The sequence below is a fragment of the Mesorhizobium sp. B2-1-3A genome (assembly GCF_006442655.1).
Taxonomy (GTDB): Bacteria; Pseudomonadota; Alphaproteobacteria; order Rhizobiales; family Rhizobiaceae; genus Mesorhizobium.
Genome location: NZ_VFWK01000008.1, coordinates 41,906 through 65,130 on the forward strand (window position 1 = coordinate 41,906; position 23,225 = coordinate 65,130).

General features: G+C 64.2%; 22 protein-coding genes. 11 read left to right on the top strand and 11 right to left on the bottom strand.

Annotated features, from left to right (window positions below; translation table 11 throughout):
- The first annotated feature begins 12 nt into the window (after window positions 1–12).
- From FJ977_RS29260 to FJ977_RS29310, 11 genes are all read left to right on the top strand, one after another.
- On the top strand, window positions 13–999 hold the full coding sequence (locus tag FJ977_RS29260; RefSeq protein ID WP_140775686.1) for an ABC transporter permease: 987 nt from the start codon (window positions 13–15) through the stop codon (window positions 997–999).
- A 60-nt stretch (window positions 1,000–1,059) separates the two neighbouring features.
- Window positions 1,060–2,085, top strand: coding sequence for a sugar ABC transporter substrate-binding protein (locus FJ977_RS29265; RefSeq protein WP_140775687.1), 1,026 nt, complete (start codon window positions 1,060–1,062; stop codon window positions 2,083–2,085).
- A 75-nt stretch (window positions 2,086–2,160) separates the two neighbouring features.
- Window positions 2,161–4,284, top strand: a complete 2,124-nt coding sequence (locus FJ977_RS29270; RefSeq protein ID WP_140775688.1) for an SMP-30/gluconolactonase/LRE family protein — start codon at window positions 2,161–2,163, stop codon at window positions 4,282–4,284.
- On the top strand, window positions 4,281–5,330 hold the full coding sequence (locus FJ977_RS29275) for a hypothetical protein (protein WP_140775689.1): 1,050 nt from the start codon (window positions 4,281–4,283) through the stop codon (window positions 5,328–5,330). The genes FJ977_RS29270 and FJ977_RS29275 overlap by 4 nt, the downstream gene beginning before the upstream one ends.
- Window positions 5,330–6,826 carry a sugar ABC transporter ATP-binding protein gene (locus FJ977_RS29280; RefSeq protein ID WP_140775690.1) on the top strand — a complete coding sequence of 499 codons (1,497 nt, stop codon included), beginning with the start codon at window positions 5,330–5,332 and terminating at the stop codon, window positions 6,824–6,826. The genes FJ977_RS29275 and FJ977_RS29280 overlap by 1 nt, the downstream gene beginning before the upstream one ends.
- A gap of 394 nt (window positions 6,827–7,220) precedes the next feature.
- Window positions 7,221–7,628: a carboxymuconolactone decarboxylase family protein gene (locus tag FJ977_RS29285; protein ID WP_140775691.1), complete on the top strand. Its 408-nt coding sequence runs from the start codon at window positions 7,221–7,223 to the stop codon at window positions 7,626–7,628.
- A 247-nt stretch (window positions 7,629–7,875) separates the two neighbouring features.
- Window positions 7,876–8,712: a metallophosphoesterase gene (locus tag FJ977_RS29290; RefSeq protein WP_140775692.1), complete on the top strand. Its 837-nt coding sequence runs from the start codon at window positions 7,876–7,878 to the stop codon at window positions 8,710–8,712.
- A complete protein-coding gene (locus FJ977_RS29295; RefSeq protein ID WP_140775693.1) occupies window positions 8,709–9,866 on the top strand; it encodes an ABC transporter ATP-binding protein in 1,158 nt (385 codons plus the stop codon). The genes FJ977_RS29290 and FJ977_RS29295 overlap by 4 nt, the downstream gene beginning before the upstream one ends.
- Window positions 9,859–10,782, top strand: a complete 924-nt coding sequence (locus tag FJ977_RS29300; RefSeq protein WP_140775694.1) for a sugar ABC transporter permease — start codon at window positions 9,859–9,861, stop codon at window positions 10,780–10,782. The genes FJ977_RS29295 and FJ977_RS29300 overlap by 8 nt, the downstream gene beginning before the upstream one ends.
- The gene (locus tag FJ977_RS29305) at window positions 10,779–11,609 is read left to right on the top strand and encodes a carbohydrate ABC transporter permease (protein WP_140775695.1); all 831 of its coding nucleotides are present in this window, start codon (window positions 10,779–10,781) and stop codon (window positions 11,607–11,609) included. The genes FJ977_RS29300 and FJ977_RS29305 overlap by 4 nt, the downstream gene beginning before the upstream one ends.
- A gap of 40 nt (window positions 11,610–11,649) precedes the next feature.
- Entirely contained in the window at window positions 11,650–12,915 is a 1,266-nt protein-coding gene (locus FJ977_RS29310) for an ABC transporter substrate-binding protein (RefSeq protein WP_140775696.1), read from the top strand.
- A 211-nt stretch (window positions 12,916–13,126) separates the two neighbouring features.
- Here the strand turns inward: FJ977_RS29310 and FJ977_RS29315 are convergent, their stop codons facing one another.
- The 11 genes from FJ977_RS29315 to FJ977_RS29365 form a co-directional block, all read right to left on the bottom strand.
- Window positions 13,127–14,014: an amidohydrolase gene (locus FJ977_RS29315; protein WP_181180110.1), complete on the bottom strand. Its 888-nt coding sequence runs from the start codon at window positions 14,012–14,014 to the stop codon at window positions 13,127–13,129.
- Window positions 14,014–15,132, bottom strand: coding sequence for a VWA domain-containing protein (locus FJ977_RS29320; RefSeq protein ID WP_246683379.1), 1,119 nt, complete (start codon window positions 15,130–15,132; stop codon window positions 14,014–14,016). The genes FJ977_RS29315 and FJ977_RS29320 overlap by 1 nt, the downstream gene beginning before the upstream one ends.
- Before the next feature lie 5 nt (window positions 15,133–15,137).
- Window positions 15,138–16,019, bottom strand: coding sequence for a MoxR family ATPase (locus FJ977_RS29325; RefSeq protein ID WP_140775699.1), 882 nt, complete (start codon window positions 16,017–16,019; stop codon window positions 15,138–15,140).
- A gap of 1 nt (window position 16,020) precedes the next feature.
- On the bottom strand, window positions 16,021–17,025 hold the full coding sequence (locus FJ977_RS36715) for a molybdopterin cofactor-binding domain-containing protein (protein ID WP_140775700.1): 1,005 nt from the start codon (window positions 17,023–17,025) through the stop codon (window positions 16,021–16,023).
- Window position 17,026: 1 nt separating this feature from the next.
- A complete protein-coding gene (locus FJ977_RS36720; protein WP_140775701.1) occupies window positions 17,027–18,394 on the bottom strand; it encodes a xanthine dehydrogenase family protein molybdopterin-binding subunit in 1,368 nt (455 codons plus the stop codon).
- Between the two features lie 12 nt (window positions 18,395–18,406).
- On the bottom strand, window positions 18,407–18,889 hold the full coding sequence (locus tag FJ977_RS29340) for a (2Fe-2S)-binding protein (RefSeq protein ID WP_065005353.1): 483 nt from the start codon (window positions 18,887–18,889) through the stop codon (window positions 18,407–18,409).
- A gap of 61 nt (window positions 18,890–18,950) precedes the next feature.
- Window positions 18,951–19,745 (bottom strand): FAD binding domain-containing protein, encoded by a 795-nt coding sequence (locus FJ977_RS29345; protein WP_140775702.1) that lies wholly within the window; start codon window positions 19,743–19,745, stop codon window positions 18,951–18,953.
- Window positions 19,746–19,771: 26 nt separating this feature from the next.
- Window positions 19,772–20,215: an SRPBCC family protein gene (locus tag FJ977_RS29350; protein WP_140775703.1), complete on the bottom strand. Its 444-nt coding sequence runs from the start codon at window positions 20,213–20,215 to the stop codon at window positions 19,772–19,774.
- A 115-nt stretch (window positions 20,216–20,330) separates the two neighbouring features.
- Window positions 20,331–21,158 (bottom strand): AraC family transcriptional regulator, encoded by an 828-nt coding sequence (locus FJ977_RS29355; RefSeq protein ID WP_140775704.1) that lies wholly within the window; start codon window positions 21,156–21,158, stop codon window positions 20,331–20,333.
- A 178-nt stretch (window positions 21,159–21,336) separates the two neighbouring features.
- Complete coding sequence (locus FJ977_RS29360) at window positions 21,337–22,335, bottom strand: ABC transporter permease (protein WP_140775705.1); 999 nt, start codon at window positions 22,333–22,335, stop codon at window positions 21,337–21,339.
- 61 nt (window positions 22,336–22,396) lie between these two features.
- Window positions 22,397–23,140, bottom strand: coding sequence for an ATP-binding cassette domain-containing protein (locus tag FJ977_RS29365; protein ID WP_056571811.1), 744 nt, complete (start codon window positions 23,138–23,140; stop codon window positions 22,397–22,399).
- Window positions 23,141–23,225 lie beyond the last annotated feature (85 nt).

The following is a 23,225-nucleotide window of genomic DNA, read 5'->3' on the forward strand; positions in this document are numbered from 1 at the left end:
GCAAATGCAGACATGAACACGACCGGCTGGCTAAATCCGAGGAGCCTGAATCAGGAAGGCATTGTCTTTGCCATTGCCGTGGTGCTGTTCGTTGCCGCGGCAATAGGGCTGCCGGGCTTCATCGATCCCAACAACCTCGTCGCCATTGTCCGCTCCGTGTCGGTGCTGGGCATATTGGCGCTCGGCATGGCTGTCGTCATCATCGGCCGCGGTATCGACCTGTCCGCCGTGGCGATCATGGCGATGTCGGTCGCCTGGTATCTGCAACTGCTCAACACGGGGACCTCGGACGGGCTGGCCTTCGCCTATGTGCTGGCCGGCGTGCTCGCCATCGGGCTGCTCAACGGCTTCCTCGTCGCCTATGCCGACGTGCCGGCGATTTTCGTGACGCTGGCCACCGGCTCCTTCGTCTTCGGCTATGTGCGCTCGCAACTGATCACGCAGGATGCGGTGCCGGTGCCGCAGGGACATTGGGTCGAACTGCTCGGCGGCCTGCGCTTCCTCGATATCCCGATCGAGGTGTTCGTCTTCGCGGGCCTCGCCTTCCTGTTCTTCCTCTTCCTGCGTTACACCAAATGGGGGCGCTATATCTATTTTGCCGGCGACAATCCGGTCGCGGCCCGCAATATCGGCATCCCGGTGCGGCCGATGCTGGTGCTGCGCTACGTGCTGTCTGCCTTCGTTGCCCTGATCGCCGGCCTGCTGACGGCGGCCAGCCTGCATTCGATCAACACGCGCGTCGTCAATTCGACGCTGCTCTACGACATCGTGCTGGTGGCGGTGATCGGAGGGATCGGCCTGTCGGGCGGACGGGGCGGGGTGCGCAACGTGCTGGTTGGGGCGGCGCTGATAGGCATCCTGCTCAACGCCATGACCATCATCGACATTCCGCTGCTCTACCAGAACCTCATCAAGGCAGCGATCCTGCTCGGCGCCATCATCGTCGACGGCATCATCAATCCACGCGACGAACAGACCGCGCAACAAGGCGACATTTAGGGGTACCCGGAACGATCGCGACGATCGGCCGGCAATGACAATCGAAACAGAGGATGTGACATGAAACTGATCAGAACACTGATGGCCGCCGCCACGGCGCTGGCCGTGACCGCCTTCGTGGCGCCGACCTTCGCCGCCGATGATCCGGGCCCGGCCGCCTATGCGCAGGCGCTCAAGGGCAAGCGCGTCATGCTGGTGCCGCTGGCGATGGGCTTCGACCTGGCGCAGGGCTGGGCGCATTATCTCAAGACCGAAGTCGAGGCCTGGGGCGGCGTGTTCGAGACGCGTGATCCGAACTGGGTGGTCGATGCGGGCGCCCAGGCGATCACCGACGCGATCTCGTCCGACACCAGGCCCGACGTGCTGATCATCCATGCACCGGACCTCAACTCCTATTCCAAGCTGATGAAGAAGGCGCAGGCCGCCGGCACCTATGTGCTTCTGGTCGACAACCCCGCCAACTTCCCGGCCGATGCCTTCGTCGGCAGCGACTGGGACCGGCTCGGCCAACTCGAGGCCGAAGCGGCGATCAAGGGCTGCGGCGAAAACTCATCGAAGAAGATCGGGCTGGTGCAGGGCGACCAGGCAAACTCTTCCAGCCTCTATCAGTATGCCGGCATCATGAAGGTGCTGGAAAAGCATCCTGACTTCAAGGTGGTGGCCAAGCCCGACTCCAACTGGGATGCGACGACCTCGCGCAACGTGACGACGACGATGCTGCAGCAGAACCCGGACATCTGCTCGATCATCGACTTCTGGGATGGTGACGCCACCGGCGCATCCGCCGCGATCCGCGACGCCAAGCTCGACGGCAAGGTGTTTCTCGTCACCACCGGCGGCGGCGAGAAGGCGGCCGATTGCGACAAGCTGCAGGATGGTACCTATGGCGCCGTGGTGATGACCGATCTTGCCCGCCAGTCGGGCGACATGAACGCCATCATCAAGTTCCTGCTGCAGAGCGGCCAGCCAGCCGGCACTTCGCACACCTATATCTACACGCTGGAGAAGGCGACGACCAAGGCCGATCTCAAGCCCGACAGCTGCTGGGACCTGAAGGCGCTGCAGGCCGAAGCGGCGGCGAAATAAACCGCACGTTCCCGACAGATATCAATGAGGTGGCCGGATTGCCCGGCCACCTCTTTCTCGTACCGCAGTGAGCCGATGTCCTTTCGCGAACGCCTTCAGTCCTGGCGCTACAATCTCGTGCCCGACCATCTGGTCGGCGAGATCCTGACCAAACGCTGGACCGACAATGCCATTCCGTTCCTGGCGCTGGTGGCAACGCTCGGCGTGTTCGGCTCGATCATTCCGGGTTTCTTCAAACTGACGTCGCTGCAGGAATCGACCCGCCAACTCGGCGAATTCTCCATGGTGGTCACCGGCATGACGGTGGTGATGCTGGGCGGCGGCATCGATCTCTCGGTCGGCTCGATCTTCGCGCTGTCCTGCTTCTCGGCCGTCTATGTGTTCTTCATCCTCGAACAGTCGATCTGGCTGGCGCTGGCTGCTTCGCTCGCCACCGGCCTCGTCTTCGGCGCCATCAACGGCTACCTCGTCGGATATCTCAGGCTGCGCGCCTTCCTCACCACGCTGGTCACCTTCATCTTCGGGCGGGCGCTGTTCGATATCCTCGTCACCACCTACGCCGCCGACGTGCAGCTTTCGACCGCCACATCTGACGTGCTCGATTTCATCGGCGACAGCACCTTCTGGGGCCTCTCGGTCTCGGTGTGGCTGGCGATCATCCTCGCCGTCGTCACCCATATCGCGCTGACGCGCTCGCGGCCGGGATGGCATGTGCTGGCGGTCGGCGGCTCCAGGCGATCGGCGCACAATGCCGGCATCCGCGTGCGCCGCACCGTGTTCATGACCTATGTCTTCTCGGGTTTCTGCGCCTCGATCGGCGGTTTCCTCATTGCCTGCCGCTTGAGCGGTGCAGGGCCGGGGACCGGCCTCAACCTCGAAATCATGGCGCTGACGGCCGCGGTGGTCGGCGGCGTCAGCCTCGGCGGCGGGCGCGGCTCGGTGATCAAGGGGCTGATGGGCGCCATCATCGTCTTGACCATGACCAACGGGCTGATCCGGCTGGGCTACGGCACCGGCACCAACCAGATGGTGCTCGGCATCATGCTGGCGGTGGCGGTCACAATCGACATCCGCTGGCTGAAGAACCGCCACAAGGTGCTCAACGAAGTCTATGTCGCACCGGTCTATCTCAAGATGGGCGAGACACAGTCTGCGGTGCCGGGCTCCGGCACGCCTTACGAACTCGACAACCGGCTGTCGGCGGCCGATCATATCGGGCTCGGTGAGCTGGAAGGGCCCGAGGATGTCATCCTCGACCGTGACGACAATCTCTATTGCGGCACCCGGCATGGCGAAATCGTCCGCTTCTTCGCGCCGGACTATGTGAAATCTGAAGTGTTTGCCCATATTGGCGGCTTTCCGCTGGGGCTCGCCTTCGACAAATCGGGCAATCTGATCAGCTGCGTCGGCGCCATGGGGCTCTATTCCGTTTCGCCGCAGCGCGAAGTCAAACGGCTGTCGGCGGAAACGTCACGCTCCTGGACCTCGATCGTCGACGATGCCCGGCTGCGCGATCCCAATGATTGCGACATCGCGCCGGACGGCCGCATCTATTTTACGGATTCGACGAAGCGATATGACGCCCACGATTGGGCGCTGGACTCGATCGAGAACCGCGCCACCGGGCGCCTGCTGGTCTACGATCCGAAGGACGGTTCGACGAAGACGCTGCTCGACGGCTATCGCTACACCAATGGGGTGTGCATGGCCCATGACGGCAAGTCGCTGTTCTTCGCCGAAAGCTGGGCCTGCCGCGTGCATCGCTATTGGCTCGAAGGGCCGAAAGCCGGCACCGCCGAATGCGTCATCCGCGACATGCCGGGCTATCCCGACAACATCAACCGGGCGTCGGACGGCAATTACTGGATGGCGTGGCTGGGCATGCGCACGCCAAGCTTCGACCTGTCGCTGCGCCATCCCGATATGCGCAAGCGCATGACGCGCCGGCTGCCGCAGGACGAGTGGCTGTTCCCCAACATCAACACCGGCGGCGTGGTGAAATTCAACGAGAAGGGCGGCATCGTCGAGGCACTTGGCGACCTCACCGGCGATGCGCATCCGATGGTCACCTCGATGCGCGAGCACAAGGGATATCTTTTCGTCGGCGGCATCCTCAACAACCGCATCGGCCGCTACAAGATCTCGGGCGCCGACCCGAACTGGACCAGCCCCGCTTCCTATTGGGGAGCAAAGCCATGATCCTCGATCCGATCCTGGATATGTTTCGCGGCAAGGCGGTCACCATCCCGCCGCTCGACGGCGCCTTCCGGCCCAACACGCGGCTCGATGACGCGCCTGCGTTTGCCGAACTGACCGAGCCGGACAATCTGCTGGCCTCCGGTGAGAGGTTGCTCGCCTCAAGCGGCAACGCCGTCTATTCGCTTGGCGCCGGAGCCGAGCCCAAGCTTGTCGAGACCTTTGCGTCCCCCGTCTCGGCGCTGGCGCTGTCGCCATCGGGTGAACTGACGGTGGCGCTTGAAAGCGGCAAGCTGCTGATATCGGGCAAGGAGGTGTCGCTTCCGGCGGATGTGCGTTGCATCACGGCACTTGCCTATGCCGATGATGGCACGCTCTGGCTCGCCAATGGTTCGGCTGAGCACGCGCCATCGCAATGGGCCGCCGACCTGATGAAGAAGGGCGCGTCCGGTTCGCTGTGGCGATGTGGCCCGGGAGCGATCGGCTTCCAGAAAGTTGCAGGCGACATCGCGTTCCCCAACGGGCTCCACCCGGCAGGCGAGGGCGTTCTGGTGAGCGAAAGCTGGCGCCACCAGCTTGTCCGTTTCAGCGGCGCGACGGGCAACCGTTCGACGGTGCTGACACATCTGCCCGGCTATCCCGCGCGGCTCGCGCCGGCGCGCGACGGCGGGGCGTGGCTGACCTTGTTCGCGCCGCGCAACCGGCTGATCGAATTCGTCTTGCAGGAGACGCACTACCGGCAGGACATGATCGACCAGGTCCCGCCGGCATACTGGATCGCGCCGGCGCTGGCCTCCAACCGCAGCTTCCTCGAACCGCTGCAATGCGGCGGCATCCGCACCATGGGAATCCACAAGCCATGGTCGCCGAGCCGCTCCTACGGGCTGGTGGTCAGGCTGGATCGGAACATGCAGCCGCAGTTCAGCCTGCACAGCCGCGCCAACGGCACGCGCCATGGCATCTGCAGCGTGGCGGAAAAGGACGGCCGGCTGTTCATCGCCTCCAAGGGTGGCGACTGCGTGCTGGCCGTCGACTCGGGAGGTTTCTGATGGAGCCGATCGTTCGCCTGGAGAACGTCACCAAGACCTATCGCGGCGTGCCCGCGGTGAGACAGGTCAGCTTCGACCTGCGTAAGGGCGAGATCCACGCGCTGCTCGGCGAGAATGGTGCCGGCAAATCGACGCTGACCAAGATCATCGCCGGCGTCGTCGACGCCACCTCCGGCAAGATGTTCCACAAGGGGCGCGAGATCGCCTACGCCTCGCCGCATGCGGCACTCGAGGCTGGGATCGCCATGGTGTTCCAGGAGACCAGCCTGGTGCCGTCGATGACGGTGGCGCAAAACCTTTATCTCGGTACTGAAAAATTCCTCAACCGGCTGCGTGGCACGTATATTTCAGCACAGCAGTTCCTGCAGTCGCTGAATTTCCCGGTCGATCCGAACGCGATGGTGGCGACGCTGGGCGCGGCGAAGCGGCAGATGGTGGAGATCGCGCGTGCGGTGCACCACAATGCCGAAATCATCATCTTCGACGAGCCGACGGCGACGCTGACGCCGGAGGAAAAGCGGCATTTCTTCGCGCTGATCCGCCGATTGAAAGCGAATGGGGTCTCGATCGTCTTCATCAGCCATGCGCTGGAAGAGGCGCTTGCCATTGCCGACCGCATCACCATTTTGCGCGACGGCGAACTGGTCGTCACCGACGATACGTCCGCCTTCGACCGCGACAAGATCGTGGCCGCCATGGTCGGGCGCACCTTGTCGGGGCAGATCTACCGACAGCGTGACGAGGCCAGGCTGCGCAAGGCCGGCAAGAAGGTGCTGTCGGTGCAGGACATTTCGATGAGCAATGTCGTGCGCAACAATTCCTTCTCGATCTTCGAAGGCCAGATCACCGGTGTGTTCGGGCTGATCGGCTCCGGCCGCACCGAGACCTTCAAGATCGTGTCCGGCATCTACAAGCGCGATTTCTTGCGCGGCGGGGCGATCGAGCTCGATGACAGGCCGGTGCGCTATCTCGTGCCGAGCGAGGCGGTGGCCGATGGCATCGTCTATGTCACCGAGGACCGCAAGAGCGAAGGCATTTTCGAGACGATGGGCATTGCCGAGAACCTGTTCGGCGGACTGCTGGCGGCCGGCCGCGAAAAGGCCTGGGTGATCAATGCGCAAGAGATGCGGCAACTCTCGGCCGAATGGACCAAGACGCTGAATATCAAGGCGATCAACGACAATGCGCGCGTGGTCGAACTTTCCGGCGGCAACCAGCAGAAGGTGGTGATCGGCAAGGGGCTGGTGCAAAAGCCGCGCATCGTCATCTTCGACGAGCCGACGCGCGGCGTCGATGTCGGCGCCATCGCCGAGATCCACCAGATCATCAACCGGCTGGCCGACGAGGGGTTGGCCGTCGTGGTCATCTCGTCCTACCTGCCGGAGATCATGAACCTGTCGGACCGGATTCTCGTTTGCCGCCAGGGCCGCATCGTCGAGGAGTTTTCGCCGGCCGAGGCCACGGAGGAGAAGATCATGTACGCGGCCGTGCATTAGGTTGCGGGGTAAAGCGGATGATCGCGCCGTTGGATCGAACACCGGAGATTAGCCGAGGCATCCCTCATTTCGTCATCCACGGGCGGAGCAAGGAGCGTAGCGACGCAGCGCAGACCCGAGGATCCATGCCGGGACTCGGATGCGCCGCCACGGTGCAGGATTCTGCTCCGCTGCACACTTCGATAGACGTCACGGAATGGATCCCAGGGTCTCCGCGACGGAGCTTCGCTCCTGCTCCGCCCTAGGATGACGAAAGGTGAGGAGGGGCTCCGCAAACCTCCACGGTTCTGCTCAAATCTGCATCAAAAACTGAATCAGAGATGCTGGTTAGCCGCCTTTGCTCCAAGCTTGATTCAACGACCTAATTCATCGATCGAAACGGAAGGACCACCCCATGGCCACCACAAAACTCCTCAGTGATGTCGAGGTTGAAAAAATCCCGGCGGTGAAGGCCGTGTTCGACGATATCCGCGCGACGCGCAAATCGGATTTCGTCAACAATTTCTGGCGCGGGCTGGCCAATGATCCGGTGTCGCTGAAGCGGGTGTGGGAGCAGCTCAAGGTGGTGATGGTGGCCGACAGCGCCATCGATCCGCTGACCAAGGAGATGATCTATATCGCCGTCTCGACCGCCAATGGCTGTTCCTACTGCGTCCATTCGCACACGGCGGCGGCGCGCGCCAAGGGGATGACCGATGCGCAGCATGGCGAGCTGGTGTCAATCATCGGGCTGGCGGGGCAGACCAACCATCTGGTCACGGCGATGCAGATTCCGGTCGACCCGCAATTCGAGGTGAAGTGAGCGTGATTTCCCGCCGCGCCGTCGCAAGATTGTGAGCGCGGCTGTTTTGTAGTCAAGCAGTGGCAAGCGAATGAAATCCGGTCGCTTTCCACGCTGCGCCGGTTGCCGCCGGCTACCCTTCGCCGGCCGCTGCCCGCAATTGCGCGGATTACCCCAGCGGCTGTTAAGGAAGTGACATGGAACGGCACTAAGGAAGCCCCATGCGATGCCGCTCGCCGGGGGGCTCGGCTCGCATGGTGGAGCCGGCATGAAAATCGTTCAGATCACAGACACTCATTTCAGCCCGACCAAGCCGCATTTCAACGGCAATTGGCAGCCGCTTGCCGCCTGGATCGAGCAGAGCGGCGCTGACCTTGTCATCCACACGGGCGACCTCAGCGTCGACGGTGCCGACCGGGACGACGACATTGCCTTCTGCATGGATCTGATGCGGGAGATCTCGAAGCCGATGCTGCTGGTGCCCGGCAATCACGATGTCGGCCATCTGCCCGGTTCGCTGCAGCCGGTCAATGCCGGGCGCCTCGAGCGCTGGCGCCGGCTGGTTGGCCCGGATTACTGGATGGAGGACGCTGGCACCTGGCGCTTCATCGGGCTGGACAGCCTGCTGATGGGTTTTGACGATGCCGAGGAAGAGGCGCAGTTCGAATGGCTGCGGACCGCACTGGAAAGCCGCGGCGGCCGGCGCGTCGCGCTCTTCGCCCACAAGCCGCTCTTCATCGACGAGCCCGGCGAGGGCGACACGGGTTACTGGAGCGTCAGGCCGGCGCAGCGGCAGCGTCTGTATGAGCTGATCGGCGCCCACGATGTTGCGCTGTTCGCCAGTGGTCACCTGCACCGCGCATGGCAGGGCGAATATGAAAACACGTCGCTTGTATGGGGTCCGTCGGCGGCCTTCGTCGTCGGCGACATGGAGCGCGATATGCCGGGCGAGCGGCTGCTTGGCGCCGTTGTCCATCAATTCGGCGACACGGTCGCCAGCGAGATCGTCACCATCCCCGGCATGACGGTCCATGTCCTGGATGACGTGGTCGAGGAGGTCTATCCGCACGAGGCGCACAAGGTTCGCAAGAAGGTCGCGTCATGAGCGCGCTTTCGCTTCGCGGCGTGAAAAAGTCGTTTGGCGGCAATGCCATTCTGAACGGCATCAGCCTTGATGTGGAGCCCGGCGAGTTCATCGCTCTGGTCGGTCCTTCCGGATGCGGCAAGAGCACCTTGCTGCGCATCCTGGCGGGGCTCGACCATGCAGACAGCGGCGAGATCTTCGTCGGCGACAGGGACATGTCGCCGGTTGCCGCGGCCGACCGCAACATCGCCATGGTGTTCCAGTCCTACGCGCTTTATCCGCATCTGACGGCGGGCCAGAACATCGCCGTTCCGCTCGCCATGAAGCGGCTGAGCCGGACGCAGCGGCTGCCGCTGGTCGGCTCGCTGCTGCCCGGCCAGAGGGAGATCCGCACCGGCATCGCTCGTGATGTCCGCGAGATGGCTGGTCTGCTCAAGATCGACCATCTGCTCGACCGCAAGCCGGGGCAGATGTCGGGCGGCCAGCGGCAGCGCGTGGCGCTGGCGCGCGCCATGGTGCGCCAGCCCTCGATCTTCCTGATGGACGAGCCGCTCTCCAATCTCGACGCCAATCTGCGCGTCCATGCCCGCGGCGAGATCGTCGAACTGCACCGCCGCGCCGGCGTGCCGACGCTCTATGTGACGCACGACCAGGCCGAGGCGCTTTCGATGGCCGACCGCGTGGCGGTGATGATCGGCGGCAATCTGCTGCAACTCGCCGCGCCCGACGTGATCTACAACGATCCCGCCCATATCGAGGTCGCGCGCTTCGTCGGCCAACCGAGGATCAACATCATCCAGGCACAGGCCGAAAGCGGCCGTGTCGGCTTCGAGGGCATCCGGCTGGCCCTGCTGGAGAAGGTTGCGACCGGGCCGGTCAGCCTCGGCATCCGGCCTGAATTCGTAAGGCTTTCCCCCAGCGGCCGGAGCGGCCTTGCCGGACGGATCGAGCGCCTCGAATTCCTCGGCTCGGAAGTCATTGCCCATTGCCGCCTCGACGCCTCCGGCGACATCATCATCGCCAAGCTGGCGCCGCAGGAGGCGAGGGACCTGATCGCCGGAATGCCGGTGGGCATCCTTCTGTCGCCCGAACAGGCGATGGTCTTCGGGCCGGAGGGACGGCGGTTGCGCACTGCGGATGTGGCGGGCGCGCGGCAGGAGCCGGCTTATGTCTAGCGTTGCGCTGGCGGGCAACGTCCCGAGCGCGGCGGCGCTGCGCGCGCGCAGCGAAGACCGGACCGCCTGGCTGCTGGCGGCGCCGGCCATCGTGTTGTTGCTGCTGTTCGTGCTGTTGCCGGTGGCCGCCGTCATCTTTCTCGGCTTCACCGATTTCGAACTCGGCTACGGCAAGTTCCGCTTCGTCGGCTTCGAGAATTACGCGCATCTCCTGAACGACCGCACCTTCCGCCGGTCGCTGTGGAACACTTCAGTCTATACAGCCATCGTCGCGCCGGTCTCGATCGTGCTTGGCCTGGGCGTTGCCCTGCTGATCGAAGGCGAGGGCCGGGCGCGCGGTTTTTTCCGCACCGTCTATTTCCTGCCCGTCGCCTCGCTGATCGTCGCGATGGCGACCGTCTGGCAGTACATCTTCCACCCGACGATCGGGCCGCTCAACGCGCTGCTTTCGCTTGCCGGCATCCCCGGCCCGAACTGGCTCGGCGCGTCGAACACCGTGCTCTACAGCCTGTCGATCATCGGCATCTGGCAGTCGGTCGGCTTCAACATGGTGCTGTTCCTGGCGGGCCTGACGGCGATCCCGCGCGAACTCTATGCCGCCGCCCATGTCGACGGCGCGAAATCGGCGCTCGACCGGTTTTTCCTGGTCACCTGGCCGATGCTTGGACCGACAACGCTGTTCGTCGTCACCATCAGCATCACCAATGCGGTGAAGGTTTTCGAAACGGTGAAGATGCTGACCGATGGCGGCCCCAACAAGGCGTCCGAAGTGTTGCTTTTCACCATCTACCAGGAGGGTTTCGTCTATCTGCGGGTCGGCTACGCCTCGGCAATGACCGTCGTCTTCCTGGCGATCCTGGTCGTGCTGATGCTTGTGCAATACCGCGTGCTCGACCGGCGGGTGCACTACACATGACGAGCATTCCGGCCGGCCGCATCATCCGCTTCGCGCTGCTTTCGCTCGGCGCGCTGATGATCCTTGCGCCCTACATCTTCATGATCTCGACGGCGGGCAAGACGCAGAGCGATATCTTCACCTCGTCGTTGTCGCTCATCCCTCAGCATTTCTACTTTGCCGAGAATTTCGCCAAGGCGTTGGCCAAGGTGCCGATGGCAACGCTGCTGTGGAACGGCGTCGTCGTCTGCGGCCTGATCTTCTTTTTCCAGGTCGTGGTTGCGATCCCTTGCGCCTACGCGATGGCCAAGCTGAAGTTCCGGGCCGCGCGGCTGATGATGGTGCTGGTCATGCTTGGCCTTCTGGTGCCGATCCACGCGACGGCGCTGCCTCTCTATGTCGCCTTCGACAGGATGTCGCTCTTGAACAGCTACACCTCGCTGGTCGCGCCCTTCACCATATCGGTGTTCGCGATCTTCATGTTCCTGCAGTTCTTCCGTGCCATGCCCGACGACCTGCTCCACGCGGCGCGGCTCGACGGCATGTCCGAACTCGGCATCGTCGCGCGCGTCATCGTGCCCAATGCGTGGCCGGCGGTCACAGCCTTCGCGATCTTTTCCGTCGTCGCGCACTGGAACGACCTCTACTGGCCGCTCATCGTCGTCAGCAAGCAGGCCTACGCCACGCCACCGCTCGGCCTGATGTATTTCCGCGCGGCCGAGGCCGGCGACGACTACGGCGCGCTGATGGCCGCCACGCTGATCATCACCCTTCCTCTCGTTGCCGCCTTCCTGCTTGCGCAGAAGCGTTTCGTCGAGGGCATCACCATGACCGGTCTCAAAGGTTGAATCTGCCAATAATTGACTGGGCCAACAAGGAGCACGAGCAATGAAGCATTTTTCCAGGATTTTCGCCGCGGCGGCGGTGTCGCTGGCGGCGGCCCTTCCGGCCTATGCCGAGACGACGCTGACGGTTCACTACCCGATGCCCGGCTTTTTCAAGAACGTGATGGACACGATCTCGAAGAAGTTCATGGAGGAAAACCCTGATATCAAGATCCAGTTCGCCAGCCCGTCAGCGACCTATGAGGAAGGCATCCAGACCATTCTTCGCCAGGCCGGCACCGACGAGATGCCCGACATCACCTTCATCGGCCTCAACCGCCTGCGTATGCTGAACGAGCGCGACGTCGCCGTGGATCTTGGCCCGCTGGTCAAGAAGGAAGGCAATATGGCGGAGCTCGGCTTCTCCGACACGATCCTGAAGCTCGCGCAGGTCAACGGCAAGCAGGTTGGTCTCGCCTTCGCCACCTCCAACCCGATCATGTATTACAATGCCGACCTGGTGAAGGCGGCCGGCGGCGATCCGGACAATCCGCCCAAGACCTGGGACGAGGTGATCGCGCTCGGCGGCAAGATCAAGGCGCTCGGCAATGGCGTCGACGGTATCGACTTCCGCTGGCAGGGCGATGACTGGATGTTCTCGGCGCTGCTGTTCGGCGCCGGCGGCAAGATGCTGAACGAGGACGAAAGCAAGGTCGCCTTCAACGGGCCGGAAGGCGAGAAGGCGGTGGAGATCCTGGAGCGGATGGTGAAGGAGGGCGGCATGCCGGTCTTCACCAAGCCGGCGGGCGAGCAGGCTTTCGCGGCCGGCAAGGTCGGCTTCGAATTCCAGACCACCGGCGCGCTGGTCAACACGATCAAGAATGTCGGCGACAAGTTCACGCTGCGCACCGCCAAGATCCCGCTGATCGATCCGGTCAACGGTCGTCTGCCGACCGGCGGCAACGCCGTGGTCATCCTGACCAAGGATACGGCCAAGCAGGAGGCCGCCTGGAAGTTCGCGAAATTCGCCGCCGGCCCCTATGGCGCTTCTGTCGTCGTGCCGGGCACGGGCTATGTCCCCAACAATGAGCTGGCGGCGAAATCGTCAGATTATCTCGGCGATTTCTACAAGAAGAACCCGCTGTTCCAGGCCGGGCTCAGCCAGATGCCGCTGATGGTTCCGTGGTATGCCTTCCCGGGCACCAACGGTGTGAAGGTGACGCAGATGATCGTCGACAATCTGTCGCGCATCGTCGACCAGTCGGCCTCGCCCAAGGAAGCGCTCACTGACGCGGCCGGCGACGTCGAAGGCATGCTGCCGACGCAGTGAGGGCTTGTGGCGGGGACTTACCTTTTTCCCTTGTGGGGTCCGAAGAACGGGGCGAGACCCGTGGCTCGCCCCGGGCGGTGGCCTCGCGAAGCGAGGTCGGATGAGGGGTGCTCCAGCTGGACGCCAACGCTCACTCCGCTGGAACACCCCTCATCCGTCTCGGCGCTGCGCGCCGATCCACCTTCCCCCACAAGGGGGAAGGAAGAGAGTGCTACACTGGCCGGTAAACCCGTTCCGCCGTGTTCCAGAAGATATCAGCCTCGGCGGCTACGCCGTGCTTCGCTACAGCTTCGCGGTGCGCTTTGATCAGCTCGGTGTGGGTGGTCCAGAGTTTCTCGATCGGGAAGTTCGAACCGAACATCAGATGATCGGAGCCCAGGATATCGATCGCGTTGTCGACGATATAGGCGATCAGCGCCGGGTCGTTGCGGTGGACGAAGGTGCCGAGGCCGGAGAGCTTGGCATAGAGATTGGGTGCCGCTGAGAGCGTGCGCAGCCCCGTCTTCCAGGCCTCGGTGGTCTCCTGATCCGTGCCGGTCAGCATGCCGGCATGGGTGATGATGAAGTTGGTCTCGGGATTCTCCCCGACCAATGTCAGCCCGTCCTTCATCTGGGCTGGGAAAAGCTGCAGGTCGAAGGACAAGCCATAGTCCTTCAACCTCGCGACGTTGGCGCGCACTTTTGGGTCGATCACCTGATCGGCCGAGGCGGCGAAGCGGAAGGCGGGCGTCTCGTGCCAGTGCAGTTGCATGCGCACGCCGCGCAGCAGTTTGTATTTCATCAGCCGGTCGATCTGGGGCCTGACATCATCCACCGTCATGTCGGCATAGCCGACGATGGCGTGCGGCCAGCCGGTTTCATCCGCTGTCTTCTGCAGGAAGGCGACCTCTTTCTCGAAATCCTCCTTCGCCCAGTTAGTCTGGACATAGACGGCCTTCTCGACGCCTGATCCCTTCTGGTCGTCGAGGAATTCGCCGATCGGATAATCGCGGCGGATCGGCTCATAGGGGCCGAAGATGCGCGGCACCATCGGCCCGACCAGCCATGGCTGGTCCTTCTGGCGCCAGATGTGGAAATGCGCGTCGATGGCTTTCTGCATCACGATACCCTTTTCCAGATGGTCTCGGCCGCCGGGGCGGGGCGGGCGAGCGACAGGATGAAATCGGTGAGGCTGGTCAACGACGAGCCGTCGATGAGATCGTCGAGATCAGGCAGGATGGCGCGAAGTGCCGCCGTTGCCGGGCGGAAGCGCGGGTCGCCGGCCAAGGGTGTTGCCAGCGACAGCCGGAAGGCGCGGGCGCTCAGCCTGCGTATGGCCGTCTCCAGCTCGGCATGGTCGCCGCGCTCGAGAGCGTCAGACAGGATCACGACCGCCGCACCGCGGGCGAAGGACGAAAAGCGGGGCACAGAGAGAAAGGCGAGCAGTGTCGGTCCCATGCGGGTGCCGCCGTCCCAGTCGTCGACCTGAGCCGCCGCGCGCGCCAGCGCCTGGTCGCGGTCGCGGACGCGCAGTGCGGTAGTGATGCGGGTCAGCCTTGTGCCGAAGGTGAAGGTCTCGGCGCGGTCGGCGCCTTGCACGATGGCGTGCGCGAGCTTGAGATAGTCCGCCGTGTGCAGCTTCATCGAGCCGGAGACGTCGATCAGGAGCAGCAGCTTGCGTGGCACGGTCTGGCGGCGACGCAGCAGCGGTGAGGGCACGTCGCCATCGGCGCTGACGATTTCGCGCAGCGAGCGGCGCAGATCGAGCTTGCCGCGCGAAGGCGTGCGCACGGTGCGGAAGGAGCGGCGGGCGGGCAGGGCGGACGGGAGCTTGCGTTGAAAGGCGGTCAGCCTGTCGTCGTCGCGCTGGAAGTCGCGGCTGCTCAATTGCTCCAGGGCGGAGGACAGCTCGCCGCCTTCCTGGCTGTGCTCGGCTTCGATCCGCTCGTCATCAGCGCCGCCATCATCCTTGATGCGGGTTTCTTCGTCCGCGTCGCCTTCGACCACGGCCGAAGTGTTGCCGTAGAAATGGCTCTGAAAATGCGCTTCGAATTCGTCGCGGCGATCGGGCGGCGGCGCCAGCGTGGCAAGGGCCGCCTCGCGGATATCGGCCATCGAGCGGGGGCCGAGCAGCGTGACCGCCTGCATGAAGCCGGAGATTTGCTCGGGGGCGATGGCGAAGCCATAGCGGCGCAGCAGCCGGCCGAAGCCGAGCAAGGGCGTGGCGGCGTGGGGCAACGCGCTCACGCAAGCGCCTCCTCGACAATGCGGCCAAGCTCCGGCGCGATATAGGACAGATCCTCCTCGTCCTTGATCAACACGCCGATGGCGCGGCGGAAGGCTTCGGGCCACGGGCTGCCGCCTTTCTCAAGGATGGTGGCGGCATTGGCCCATTCGACGGCCTCGGCGATGCCGGGCGGCTTGGCCAGCGGGCGGGCGCGGATGGTCTGCACGGCTGCCGCCACGGCTCGCGCGGTGCTTTCAGCGACATCGCCGGCACGCAGCATGATGATGGCGGCTTCGCGCTCGGCGCCGGGATAACCGATCCAGTGATAGACGCAGCGCCGCCGCAGGGCTTCGGCAAGTTCGCGGGTGCGGTTGGAGGTCAGGATGACGATCGGCTGCGCGGCGGCGCGGATGGTGCCGCGCTCGGGGATGCTGATCTGGAAATCGGAGAGGAATTCGAGCAGCAGCGCCTCGAATTCATGATCCGAACGATCGATCTCATCGACCAGCAGCACGCGCTGCTCCGGCGCCCGCAACACCTGCAGCAGCGGCCGGGCGATCAGGAAGCGGTCGTCGTAAATGTCGATTTCGTGTTCGCCGGCATGCCGGATGGCGAGCAGCTGGCGCTGGTAGTTCCATTCGTAGAGCGCGTGGGCGGCGTCGATGCCTTCATAGCATTGCAGGCGCACCAGATCGCGGCCGAGCAGCTCGGCGACAGCCTTCGCGGCTTCGGTCTTGCCGACGCCTGGCGCGCCTTCGAGCAGCAGCGGCTTGCCGAGCCGGATCGCCAGGAAAATGGCGGTGGCCAGGCTGTCGTCGGCCAGATAGCGTGAGGCGGCGAGATGAGACGCCACCGCCTCCGGCGAGGTCGCGACAGTCTCGGCGTTCACCTCGGGCATGTCAGTTCGCCGCTTGCGCCTTGAGCGCGCGCAGGATGCGCTCCGGTGTGATCGGCAGCGTGTCGATGCGCACGCCGACGGCGTCGAAGACGGCATTGGCAACCGCCGGTATCTGCGGATTGGCGCACATTTCGCCCGGCCCCTTGGCGCCGTAGGGCCCATCCGCCGACGGCCGCTCCAGAACGATGATCTCGGTCCTGGCAAGGTCGCCGGGACCCGGCATAAGATACTGGTTGAAGTCGGTGCCGCCATGATCGCGGTTGGGGTAGTAGGGCTCTGTCGTCTCGTAGAGCGCGTGGCTGATGCCCATCCAGGAGCCGCCGACCAGCTGCTGCTCGACCATTTTCGGGTTCAGCGCACGGCCGATCTCGAAGACGTTCTTGACCGTCAGCACGGTGACCTCGCCGGTCTCGTCGTCGACTTCGACCTCGGCCACCGTGCAGGCATGCGCGTAGCAGGTCGACGGTTTCATCGCGCCGGTTTCCTTCTCGGGATAGGAACGCGGGATCAGGAACATGCCGCGGCCCGATATCGAGCGGCCGCGCTTGAAATGCGCCGACAGCGCGACGTCGAAGATCGAGATCGATTTCTGCGGCGCGCCCTTGACCAGTATGTTGCCCTGGCCGTCGGTCTCGAGGTCGGAGGCGTTGACCTCCAGTTCTTCCGCCGCCACTTCCAACATAACCTGGCGAGCCTCTTTCGCCGCCTGGATGACGGCGTTGCCGGCGCGGTGCGTGCCGCGCGAGGCAAACGTGCCCATGCAGTGCGGGCCGGTATCGGTGTCGGCGGTGTCGACGACGACGCGGTCGGTCGGCACGCCGATGGTTTCGGCACAGATCTGCGCCATGATCTGCTTCATGCCCTGGCCGAGATCGACCGACGACAGCGTCACCATGAAATTGCCGGTCGGTGTCGAGTGGACCAGCGCCTGGGTCGGATCGCCGCCGAGATTCATGCCGGTGGGATAGTTGATCGCGGCGACGCCGCGTCCGCGCCTGATCGCCATCTCAAGCTTCCTTCACGTAGGACGACATCGCCATGTATTTCTCCGCCACCGGCCAGTTGGCGGCGCGCGAGGCTTCCTGCATGCACTCGATGAGTGCCGCCCCTTCCGTCGGCTGGCGATGCGCCTTCATGTCGCCGTCGCGATAGGCGTTGATGAAGCGGAATTCGAGCGGGTCCATGCCGATCAGCCGTGCCAGCTTGTCCATCTGCACCTCCAGCGCGAAGTCGCCGATGGTGACGCCGAAGCCGCGCATGGCCGACGACGGTGTGCGGTTGGTGTAGACGCAGTAGGTGTCGATCCAGACATTGGGAATGGTGTAAGGGCCGGGATAATGGCCCGCACCCTTCTGCGCGCCATAGGGCGAGTGACGCGAATAGGCGCCGGCATCGGTGTAGCCGGTGACCTTTCGGGCGACGATGCGGCCGTCCTTCATCACGCCATCCTTGATGACCACCTTTTCGGCGGCGCGAGGCGACGAAATCTGCATCTCCTCCTCGCGGCTGTAGATGAAACAGACCGGTCGTCCGGTTAGCTTGGCGCCGAGGATGGCGATCGGCTCGACGATGACGTCGACCTTGCCGCCAAAGCCGCCGCCGACCGTGCCGCCGACGAAATGCAGCTTCGAGCCCGGCATCTGCAGGATGATCGACGTGTTGTCGAGGGTGAAGAACATCGCCTGCGTGTTGGTGTAGCAGGTGAAGCGGTCATTGCCCTCCGGTGCCACGACGCAGCCGGTGGTCTCGGTCGGCGCATGCTCGATGGGCGACGATTGATAGCTTTGTTCGAGGATGTGATCGGCCTCGGCGAAACCGGCCTCGACATCGCCGAAGCGCACCTTGCGGCACTCGCCGCTGTCATAGAGATAGTAGTTCTGGCCGTGATATTCGTTGACGATGGGCGCGCCGGGCTTCAGCGCCTCCTCCATGTCGAAGACGGCCGGCAGCACTTCATAGTCGACCTTGACCTTGGCGGCGGCTTCCTGCGCGGCGCGCTCCGTCTCGGCCAGCACCGCCACCACGGCCTCGCCCTTCCAGCGCACCTTGCCGTCGGCCAGCACCGTCTCGTCCTCAGGACCGACCTGGATCAGGATCAGGATGGTGTAGACATTGTGCGGCACGTCCTTGGCGGTCAGCACCTTGACCACACCTGGATGTTTCTCCGCCTCCGACGTGTCGATCGAGCGGATGCGGGCGTGGTGGTGCGGACTGCGCACCATCTTCAGGTGCAGCATGCCTGGGAAGTTGCGGTCGGCGAAAAAGGCTGTCTTGCCGGTGACATGGCCGGGCGAATCCGAACGGGCCCTCGGCTGGCCGATCTCGTGCAGATCGTCCTTGCGGACATCGGCGAAGTAGTTCTTGCGCAGTTCCATTCTCTTGGTCCCTCAGGCGGCATTCTGCGAATTGGAACGCGCAGCCGTAAGCACCGCCTGGATGATCGGCTCGTAGCCGGTGCAGCGGCAGATGTTGCCCGACAGCGCTTCGACCACGTCGTCGCGGGTGGGGTTGGGCGTGTGGTCGAGCAGCACCTTGGCCGCCATGATCATGCCCGGTGTGCAGAAGCCGCATTGCGTGGCGAACGTGTCGAGGAAGGCGCGCTGCAGCGGATGCAGCACGCCGCCCTCGGCGAGGCCCGATGTCGTGGTGATGGCTGTTCCGTTGCAAGTTTCAGCCAAGGTCAGGCAAGACAGCCGGAGCTCGCCATCGATGATGACGGAGCAGGCGCCGCAAGTGCCTTGGTGGCAGCCGCCCTTCGGCGAAGTGTCGCCGATCTTGTCGCGCAAGGCGTTGAGCAGCGTCGTGCCGCTGTCGATGAATTCGGCTTTTTCGGAGCCGTTGAGCGTGAATTGAACCGGGACCTTCGCCATGTTTCCTCCTTGCGCGTCCGCCCGAAGGATCGGACAGACGCGCGCCCCCCAACTCGTTATTTCAACTCAGCAGCAGCCGGCCGAGATGGACCGGCAGGACCTCAGCGCGGTACCAGGCGCTGGCGATCGGATCGGTGATGGGCGTGGTGCCTTCGGCGGCGGCGGCCAGTGCGGGTGCGATGCCGTCCTGGTCGAGCGTCTTTCCCTTGAGCGCCTTTTCCGCCGCCTTGGCACGCACCGGTCGATCGGCCATGCAGCCGAGCGCGATCCGTGCCGAAGAGACGGTGCCGTCCGCGGCCTGCTCCAGGACGATGGCGATGCTCAGCACCGAGACGCCCTTGGGTTTGATCCGTGATACTTTCAGGAAGCGGAAGCCGTCGGCCTTCGGCAGCGTGAAGCCGACCGACGTGACAATGGAGCGGCTGCCGTCCCGTCCGGCCAGGAAGGTCTCGATCGGCAATTCGCCGTCATCGGTGCCGACCGTGGCGTCGAGTGCCAGCAAGGCAACGGCGAAATCGCCGTAGGGCGCGGGCGCGAACAGATTGCCGCCGACTGTCGCCATGTTGCGCACCGCCGGGCCGCCGACGGCGCGCGCGGCCTTGGCGAGCGTGCCGAGTTCCGGATGGCGCGCGATCGCCGCCATGGTCACCGAGGCGCCGATGCGGATCTTGCCGTCGGCGACCGTGATGGCCGACAGGGTCGGGTCGGTCGACCTGACAAGGCCGGAGACCGAGACGTCGCCTTCATTGGCCGCGCGGACCACGAGTGTGCCGCCACCGAGATAGCGGGTGCCGGCCGTCTTCAGCGCCGCATTGGCATCCTTCACGGTCGGGAATGTCTGGAGGGCAAGCGCCATGGAACACTCCTGTTCTGAAGCCCGATTCAGCCCTGGCCGGCAAAGTGGCTCTTCAGGGCGTTGAAGCCCCCCTGGAAGACATTGGCGCCCATGCCCTCGGCCAGCTTGTCCGCATCCTCCGGGGCGGCGTCGAAGCTGGCGGTCCATTCGGCATAGGTGCGGTCGCCATCGGTGACGCGCCGAAGCTGCAGCGTCGCCTTGTGGTTGGTGAGCGGCTGCGGCGTTTCGAGGATGGAATAGCTGACGAGGAAATTGTCGTCGGAGAAGTCGAGCAGTTTCTCACGGATGCGCGCGCCGCTGGCGAGCTGGAAGTTACGCACGCAGCCGATCGCGGTGGCGTCCTTGCCATCCTCGATGTGGCTTTCGACCATGCGTGGATGCCAGCCCGGCAGGCCGTTGAAGTCGCGTATGCGCGCCCAGACTTTTTCGACCGGCGCGTCGATGACGCTGGAGATGGTGACCTTGGCCATAAGATGTTCCCTTGCGAATGATCGTTGCGGCAAGGGTAGGGGGCTGGCGCGGGTGACGCTTATCAATGCGTCTTGAGCCCGTATCAAGGAGTCTGAAAAAACAGGCGGCTGGAACTCAGGGCGTTGCCCGCGCTGCCTCGCGGTAGAGTGTCGGCGGCACGCCGACATGGTCGCGGAAGAAGCGCGAAAAATTGCCCTGCGTGGTGAAGCCGAGATTGCAGGCGACCGAGATCAGCGGCTCCTGCGACCATTGCAGCTGGCGCACCGCCTCTTCCATGCGCAGCGTGTTCCAGTAGACGTTGGGCGTCAGGTTGGTCTGTTCCTTGAACAAGGCAAAGAAATGCGGCCGCGACAGCCCCACGCTGCGCGCCACGTCATCGAACGAGATGCGCTCGCAGACATTGGCCTTCATCAGCTGGATCGCCTTGCGGACGCGGAAATCCTGCATCGTGCTGATGCGGATGCGCGTGTCCTGCGGCGCCGAGGCGTCGGCGGCATCGAGCACGCTATCGATGAAGCGCTCGATCTCGTAATTGGCCATGTCGTCGACGCTTTCATTGTCGGTCAGATGGTCGAGCAGGCTGGCGGCGGCCTGGTGCAGCCAGGGCTCCAGCGTGATCGCCGCCTGGGCAAACAATGGCGCGGAGGAGGGCAGGTCGCGGCGGCGCCGTGCCCAGTCGGGATCGATGTAAAAGGCCAGGAAAAGGCCCGGCCTGCCATCATGCGACAGGACGTGGCTGTGCGGCTGCAGCGAATTGATCCCGGCGGCGGTGTGTGGTCCCAGCCGGACTGTCTCGCGGCCGATCGTCATTTCGCCGGCGGTGCCTTCCAGCCAGATGATCAGATGTGCCTCGACATGGGCATGGGTGACGAAGTCGCTTGCGACATTCAGGATAGAAACATGTCCGAACCGGCCCCAGTAGAGCCTGATCGCTTCCGTCATGGGTATATCCTCCCGCAGGCGACTGGCCTCCCTTCGCCTGCGTGGGGATTGTGCGGCTGGTTTCCGGTTTCCGTCAAGGCATCGGCTTGCGGCCGGTATCGATGGCGGGTTGCCTCAGGCGATTTTCAGACTGAGCGATAGGAACCGGAACGAATAGCGCTTTGGCGGCGGAGGTCCCTCAATCGCTGCGCCTGAAGTTGCGGATGCGGTCGAACAGCACCGCCAGCAGGATGGCGCCGCCGATGAAGGTGCCCTGCCAGAAGGCGTTGATGCCAAGCAGGCCAAGGCTGTTGCGGATCACCTCGATGAGGGCGGCGCCGACGATGGCGCCAAACGCGGTGCCGACGCCGCCGGCCAGGTTGGCGCCGCCGATGACGGTGGCCGCGATAACCTGCAACTCCATGCCGGTGCCGAGATTGGTGGTGACGGCGCCGAGCCATCCGGTCTGGATGATGCCGGCAATGCCCGCCGACAGTGCCGAGATCATGTAGACGGCGACCTTGATCTGGCGCACCGGCACGCCGGTCAGGGTTGCAGCGTGCTCGTTGCCGCCGATGGCGAAGATGTGGCGGCCGAACTTGGTCCAGCGCAGGATGAAGCCGGTGATCAGCGCCAGCAGGATCATGTAGAGCACGGGATTTGCGATGCCGAACAGCCAGGCGCCGCCGCCCAACGCCAGCAGCTTGTTATGGTCCGGCCCGAACTGGAAGACGACGGTGTTGTTGGAGGCGACCATGGCCAGGCTGCGGGCAATCGACAGCATGCCGAGCGTCACCACGAAAGGCGGGAAACCGAGATAGGCGATCATGACCCCGTTGAAGGCGCCGATCGCAAGCGCGGTGGCGATCGAGGCCAGGATGCCGATTTCGATCGAATAGCCGGCATGCATGGTGACGGCCAGCACCATCGACGACAGGCACAGCACCGAGCCGACCGACAGGTCGATGCCGCCAGTGATGATGACGAAGGTCATGCCGAGCGCGACGATGGCGACGAAGGTGACGTTGCGGGTGATGTTGTAGAGGTTCTTCGATGTGGCGAAGGCGTCGGTGGCAAACGACAGGAAAATGCAGGCGAGGATGACGGCGATCACCACCCAGAACGTCTGGCTGGAGAACATCCGCGACAGAAAAGTGTGCTGCTTCTGCGCGATCGTCTGGTCAAGGGTGACTGCCATTATCGACCTTTCCTGCCGGCTGCGATGCGCGCCAACGTGGTGAAATACGGGTTTTGCGCCGTCATGCCGCCTGCTCGATGGCGCCGGTGATCAGCCCGGTGACTTCCTCGGGCGAACTCGACGCGATCGTCTTGTCGGCGACCTTCCTGCCGCGCCGCATGACGATGACGCGATCGGCGACGTCGAAGACGTCGGGCATGCGGTGGCTGATCAGCACCACCGCGATGCCCTGGTTGCGCAGATTGCGGATCAGGTTGAGCACTTCGGCGACCTGCCTGACCGAGATCGCCGCCGTCGGTTCGTCCATCAGCACGATCTTGGCCTGCGACAGCATGGTGCGGGCGATGGCCACCGCCTGGCGCTGGCCACCCGACATCTGCTTGACCAGGTCGCGCGGCCGGGTTTCGGATTTGAGCTCGGCGAAGATCTGGCCGGCGCGCTTGTACATGGCCGCATAGTCTAGAATGCGGAATGGACCGACGCCGCGCCGCAACTCGCGCCCGAGATAGACGTTCGCCGCCGCCGTCAGATTGTTGCAGAGCGCCAGGTCCTGGTGGACGATCTCGATGCCGTGCTGGCGCGCCTCGACCGGCTTGTGCAGGATCAGTTCCTTGTCATCCATCCGCATCGCGCCGTGGCTCGGCCGGAAATTGCCGGCGATCATCTTGACCAGCGTCGACTTGCCGGCGCCGTTGTCGCCCATCAGGCCGACGACCTGGCCGGGCTCGATCGACAGCGACACATCGTTGACCGCCTGGATGGCGCCGAAATGCTTCGAGATGTTGGTGAGTTCGAGAACCGCCACCAGCCTTTGCCTCCCTGTGCTTGCCGCATGCCCGGGACAGGGGCGGCTTTCGCGTCGCTCTCCCAGCTCCTCCCGGAAACAGCGA

Excerpts from the sequence above, each read along its gene's own strand:
- FJ977_RS29285 (WP_140775691.1), top strand. The coding sequence starts at position 7,221 with ATGGCCACCACAAAACTCCTCAGTGATGTCGAGGTTGAAAAAATCCCG.
- FJ977_RS29300 (WP_140775694.1), top strand. The coding sequence starts at position 9,859 with ATGTCTAGCGTTGCGCTGGCGGGCAACGTCCCGAGCGCGGCGGCGCTG.
- FJ977_RS29305 (WP_140775695.1), top strand. The coding sequence starts at position 10,779 with ATGACGAGCATTCCGGCCGGCCGCATCATCCGCTTCGCGCTGCTTTCG.
- FJ977_RS29310 (WP_140775696.1), top strand. The coding sequence starts at position 11,650 with ATGAAGCATTTTTCCAGGATTTTCGCCGCGGCGGCGGTGTCGCTGGCG.
- FJ977_RS29325 (WP_140775699.1), bottom strand. The coding sequence starts at position 16,019 with ATGCCCGAGGTGAACGCCGAGACTGTCGCGACCTCGCCGGAGGCGGTG.
- FJ977_RS29350 (WP_140775703.1), bottom strand. The coding sequence starts at position 20,215 with ATGGCCAAGGTCACCATCTCCAGCGTCATCGACGCGCCGGTCGAAAAA.
- FJ977_RS29360 (WP_140775705.1), bottom strand. The coding sequence starts at position 22,335 with ATGGCAGTCACCCTTGACCAGACGATCGCGCAGAAGCAGCACACTTTT.
- FJ977_RS29340 (WP_065005353.1), bottom strand. The coding sequence starts at position 18,889 with ATGGCGAAGGTCCCGGTTCAATTCACGCTCAACGGCTCCGAAAAAGCC.
- FJ977_RS29270 (WP_140775688.1), top strand. The coding sequence starts at position 2,161 with ATGTCCTTTCGCGAACGCCTTCAGTCCTGGCGCTACAATCTCGTGCCC.
- FJ977_RS29260 (WP_140775686.1), top strand. The coding sequence starts at position 13 with ATGAACACGACCGGCTGGCTAAATCCGAGGAGCCTGAATCAGGAAGGC.
- FJ977_RS29295 (WP_140775693.1), top strand. The coding sequence starts at position 8,709 with ATGAGCGCGCTTTCGCTTCGCGGCGTGAAAAAGTCGTTTGGCGGCAAT.
- FJ977_RS36715 (WP_140775700.1), bottom strand. The coding sequence starts at position 17,025 with ATGGCGATCAGGCGCGGACGCGGCGTCGCCGCGATCAACTATCCCACC.
- FJ977_RS29355 (WP_140775704.1), bottom strand. The coding sequence starts at position 21,158 with ATGACGGAAGCGATCAGGCTCTACTGGGGCCGGTTCGGACATGTTTCT.
- FJ977_RS36720 (WP_140775701.1), bottom strand. The coding sequence starts at position 18,394 with ATGGAACTGCGCAAGAACTACTTCGCCGATGTCCGCAAGGACGATCTG.
- FJ977_RS29280 (WP_140775690.1), top strand. The coding sequence starts at position 5,330 with ATGGAGCCGATCGTTCGCCTGGAGAACGTCACCAAGACCTATCGCGGC.
- FJ977_RS29290 (WP_140775692.1), top strand. The coding sequence starts at position 7,876 with ATGAAAATCGTTCAGATCACAGACACTCATTTCAGCCCGACCAAGCCG.
- FJ977_RS29275 (WP_140775689.1), top strand. The coding sequence starts at position 4,281 with ATGATCCTCGATCCGATCCTGGATATGTTTCGCGGCAAGGCGGTCACC.
- FJ977_RS29315 (WP_181180110.1), bottom strand. The coding sequence starts at position 14,014 with ATGCAGAAAGCCATCGACGCGCATTTCCACATCTGGCGCCAGAAGGAC.
- FJ977_RS29345 (WP_140775702.1), bottom strand. The coding sequence starts at position 19,745 with ATGGCGCTTGCCCTCCAGACATTCCCGACCGTGAAGGATGCCAATGCG.
- FJ977_RS29265 (WP_140775687.1), top strand. The coding sequence starts at position 1,060 with ATGAAACTGATCAGAACACTGATGGCCGCCGCCACGGCGCTGGCCGTG.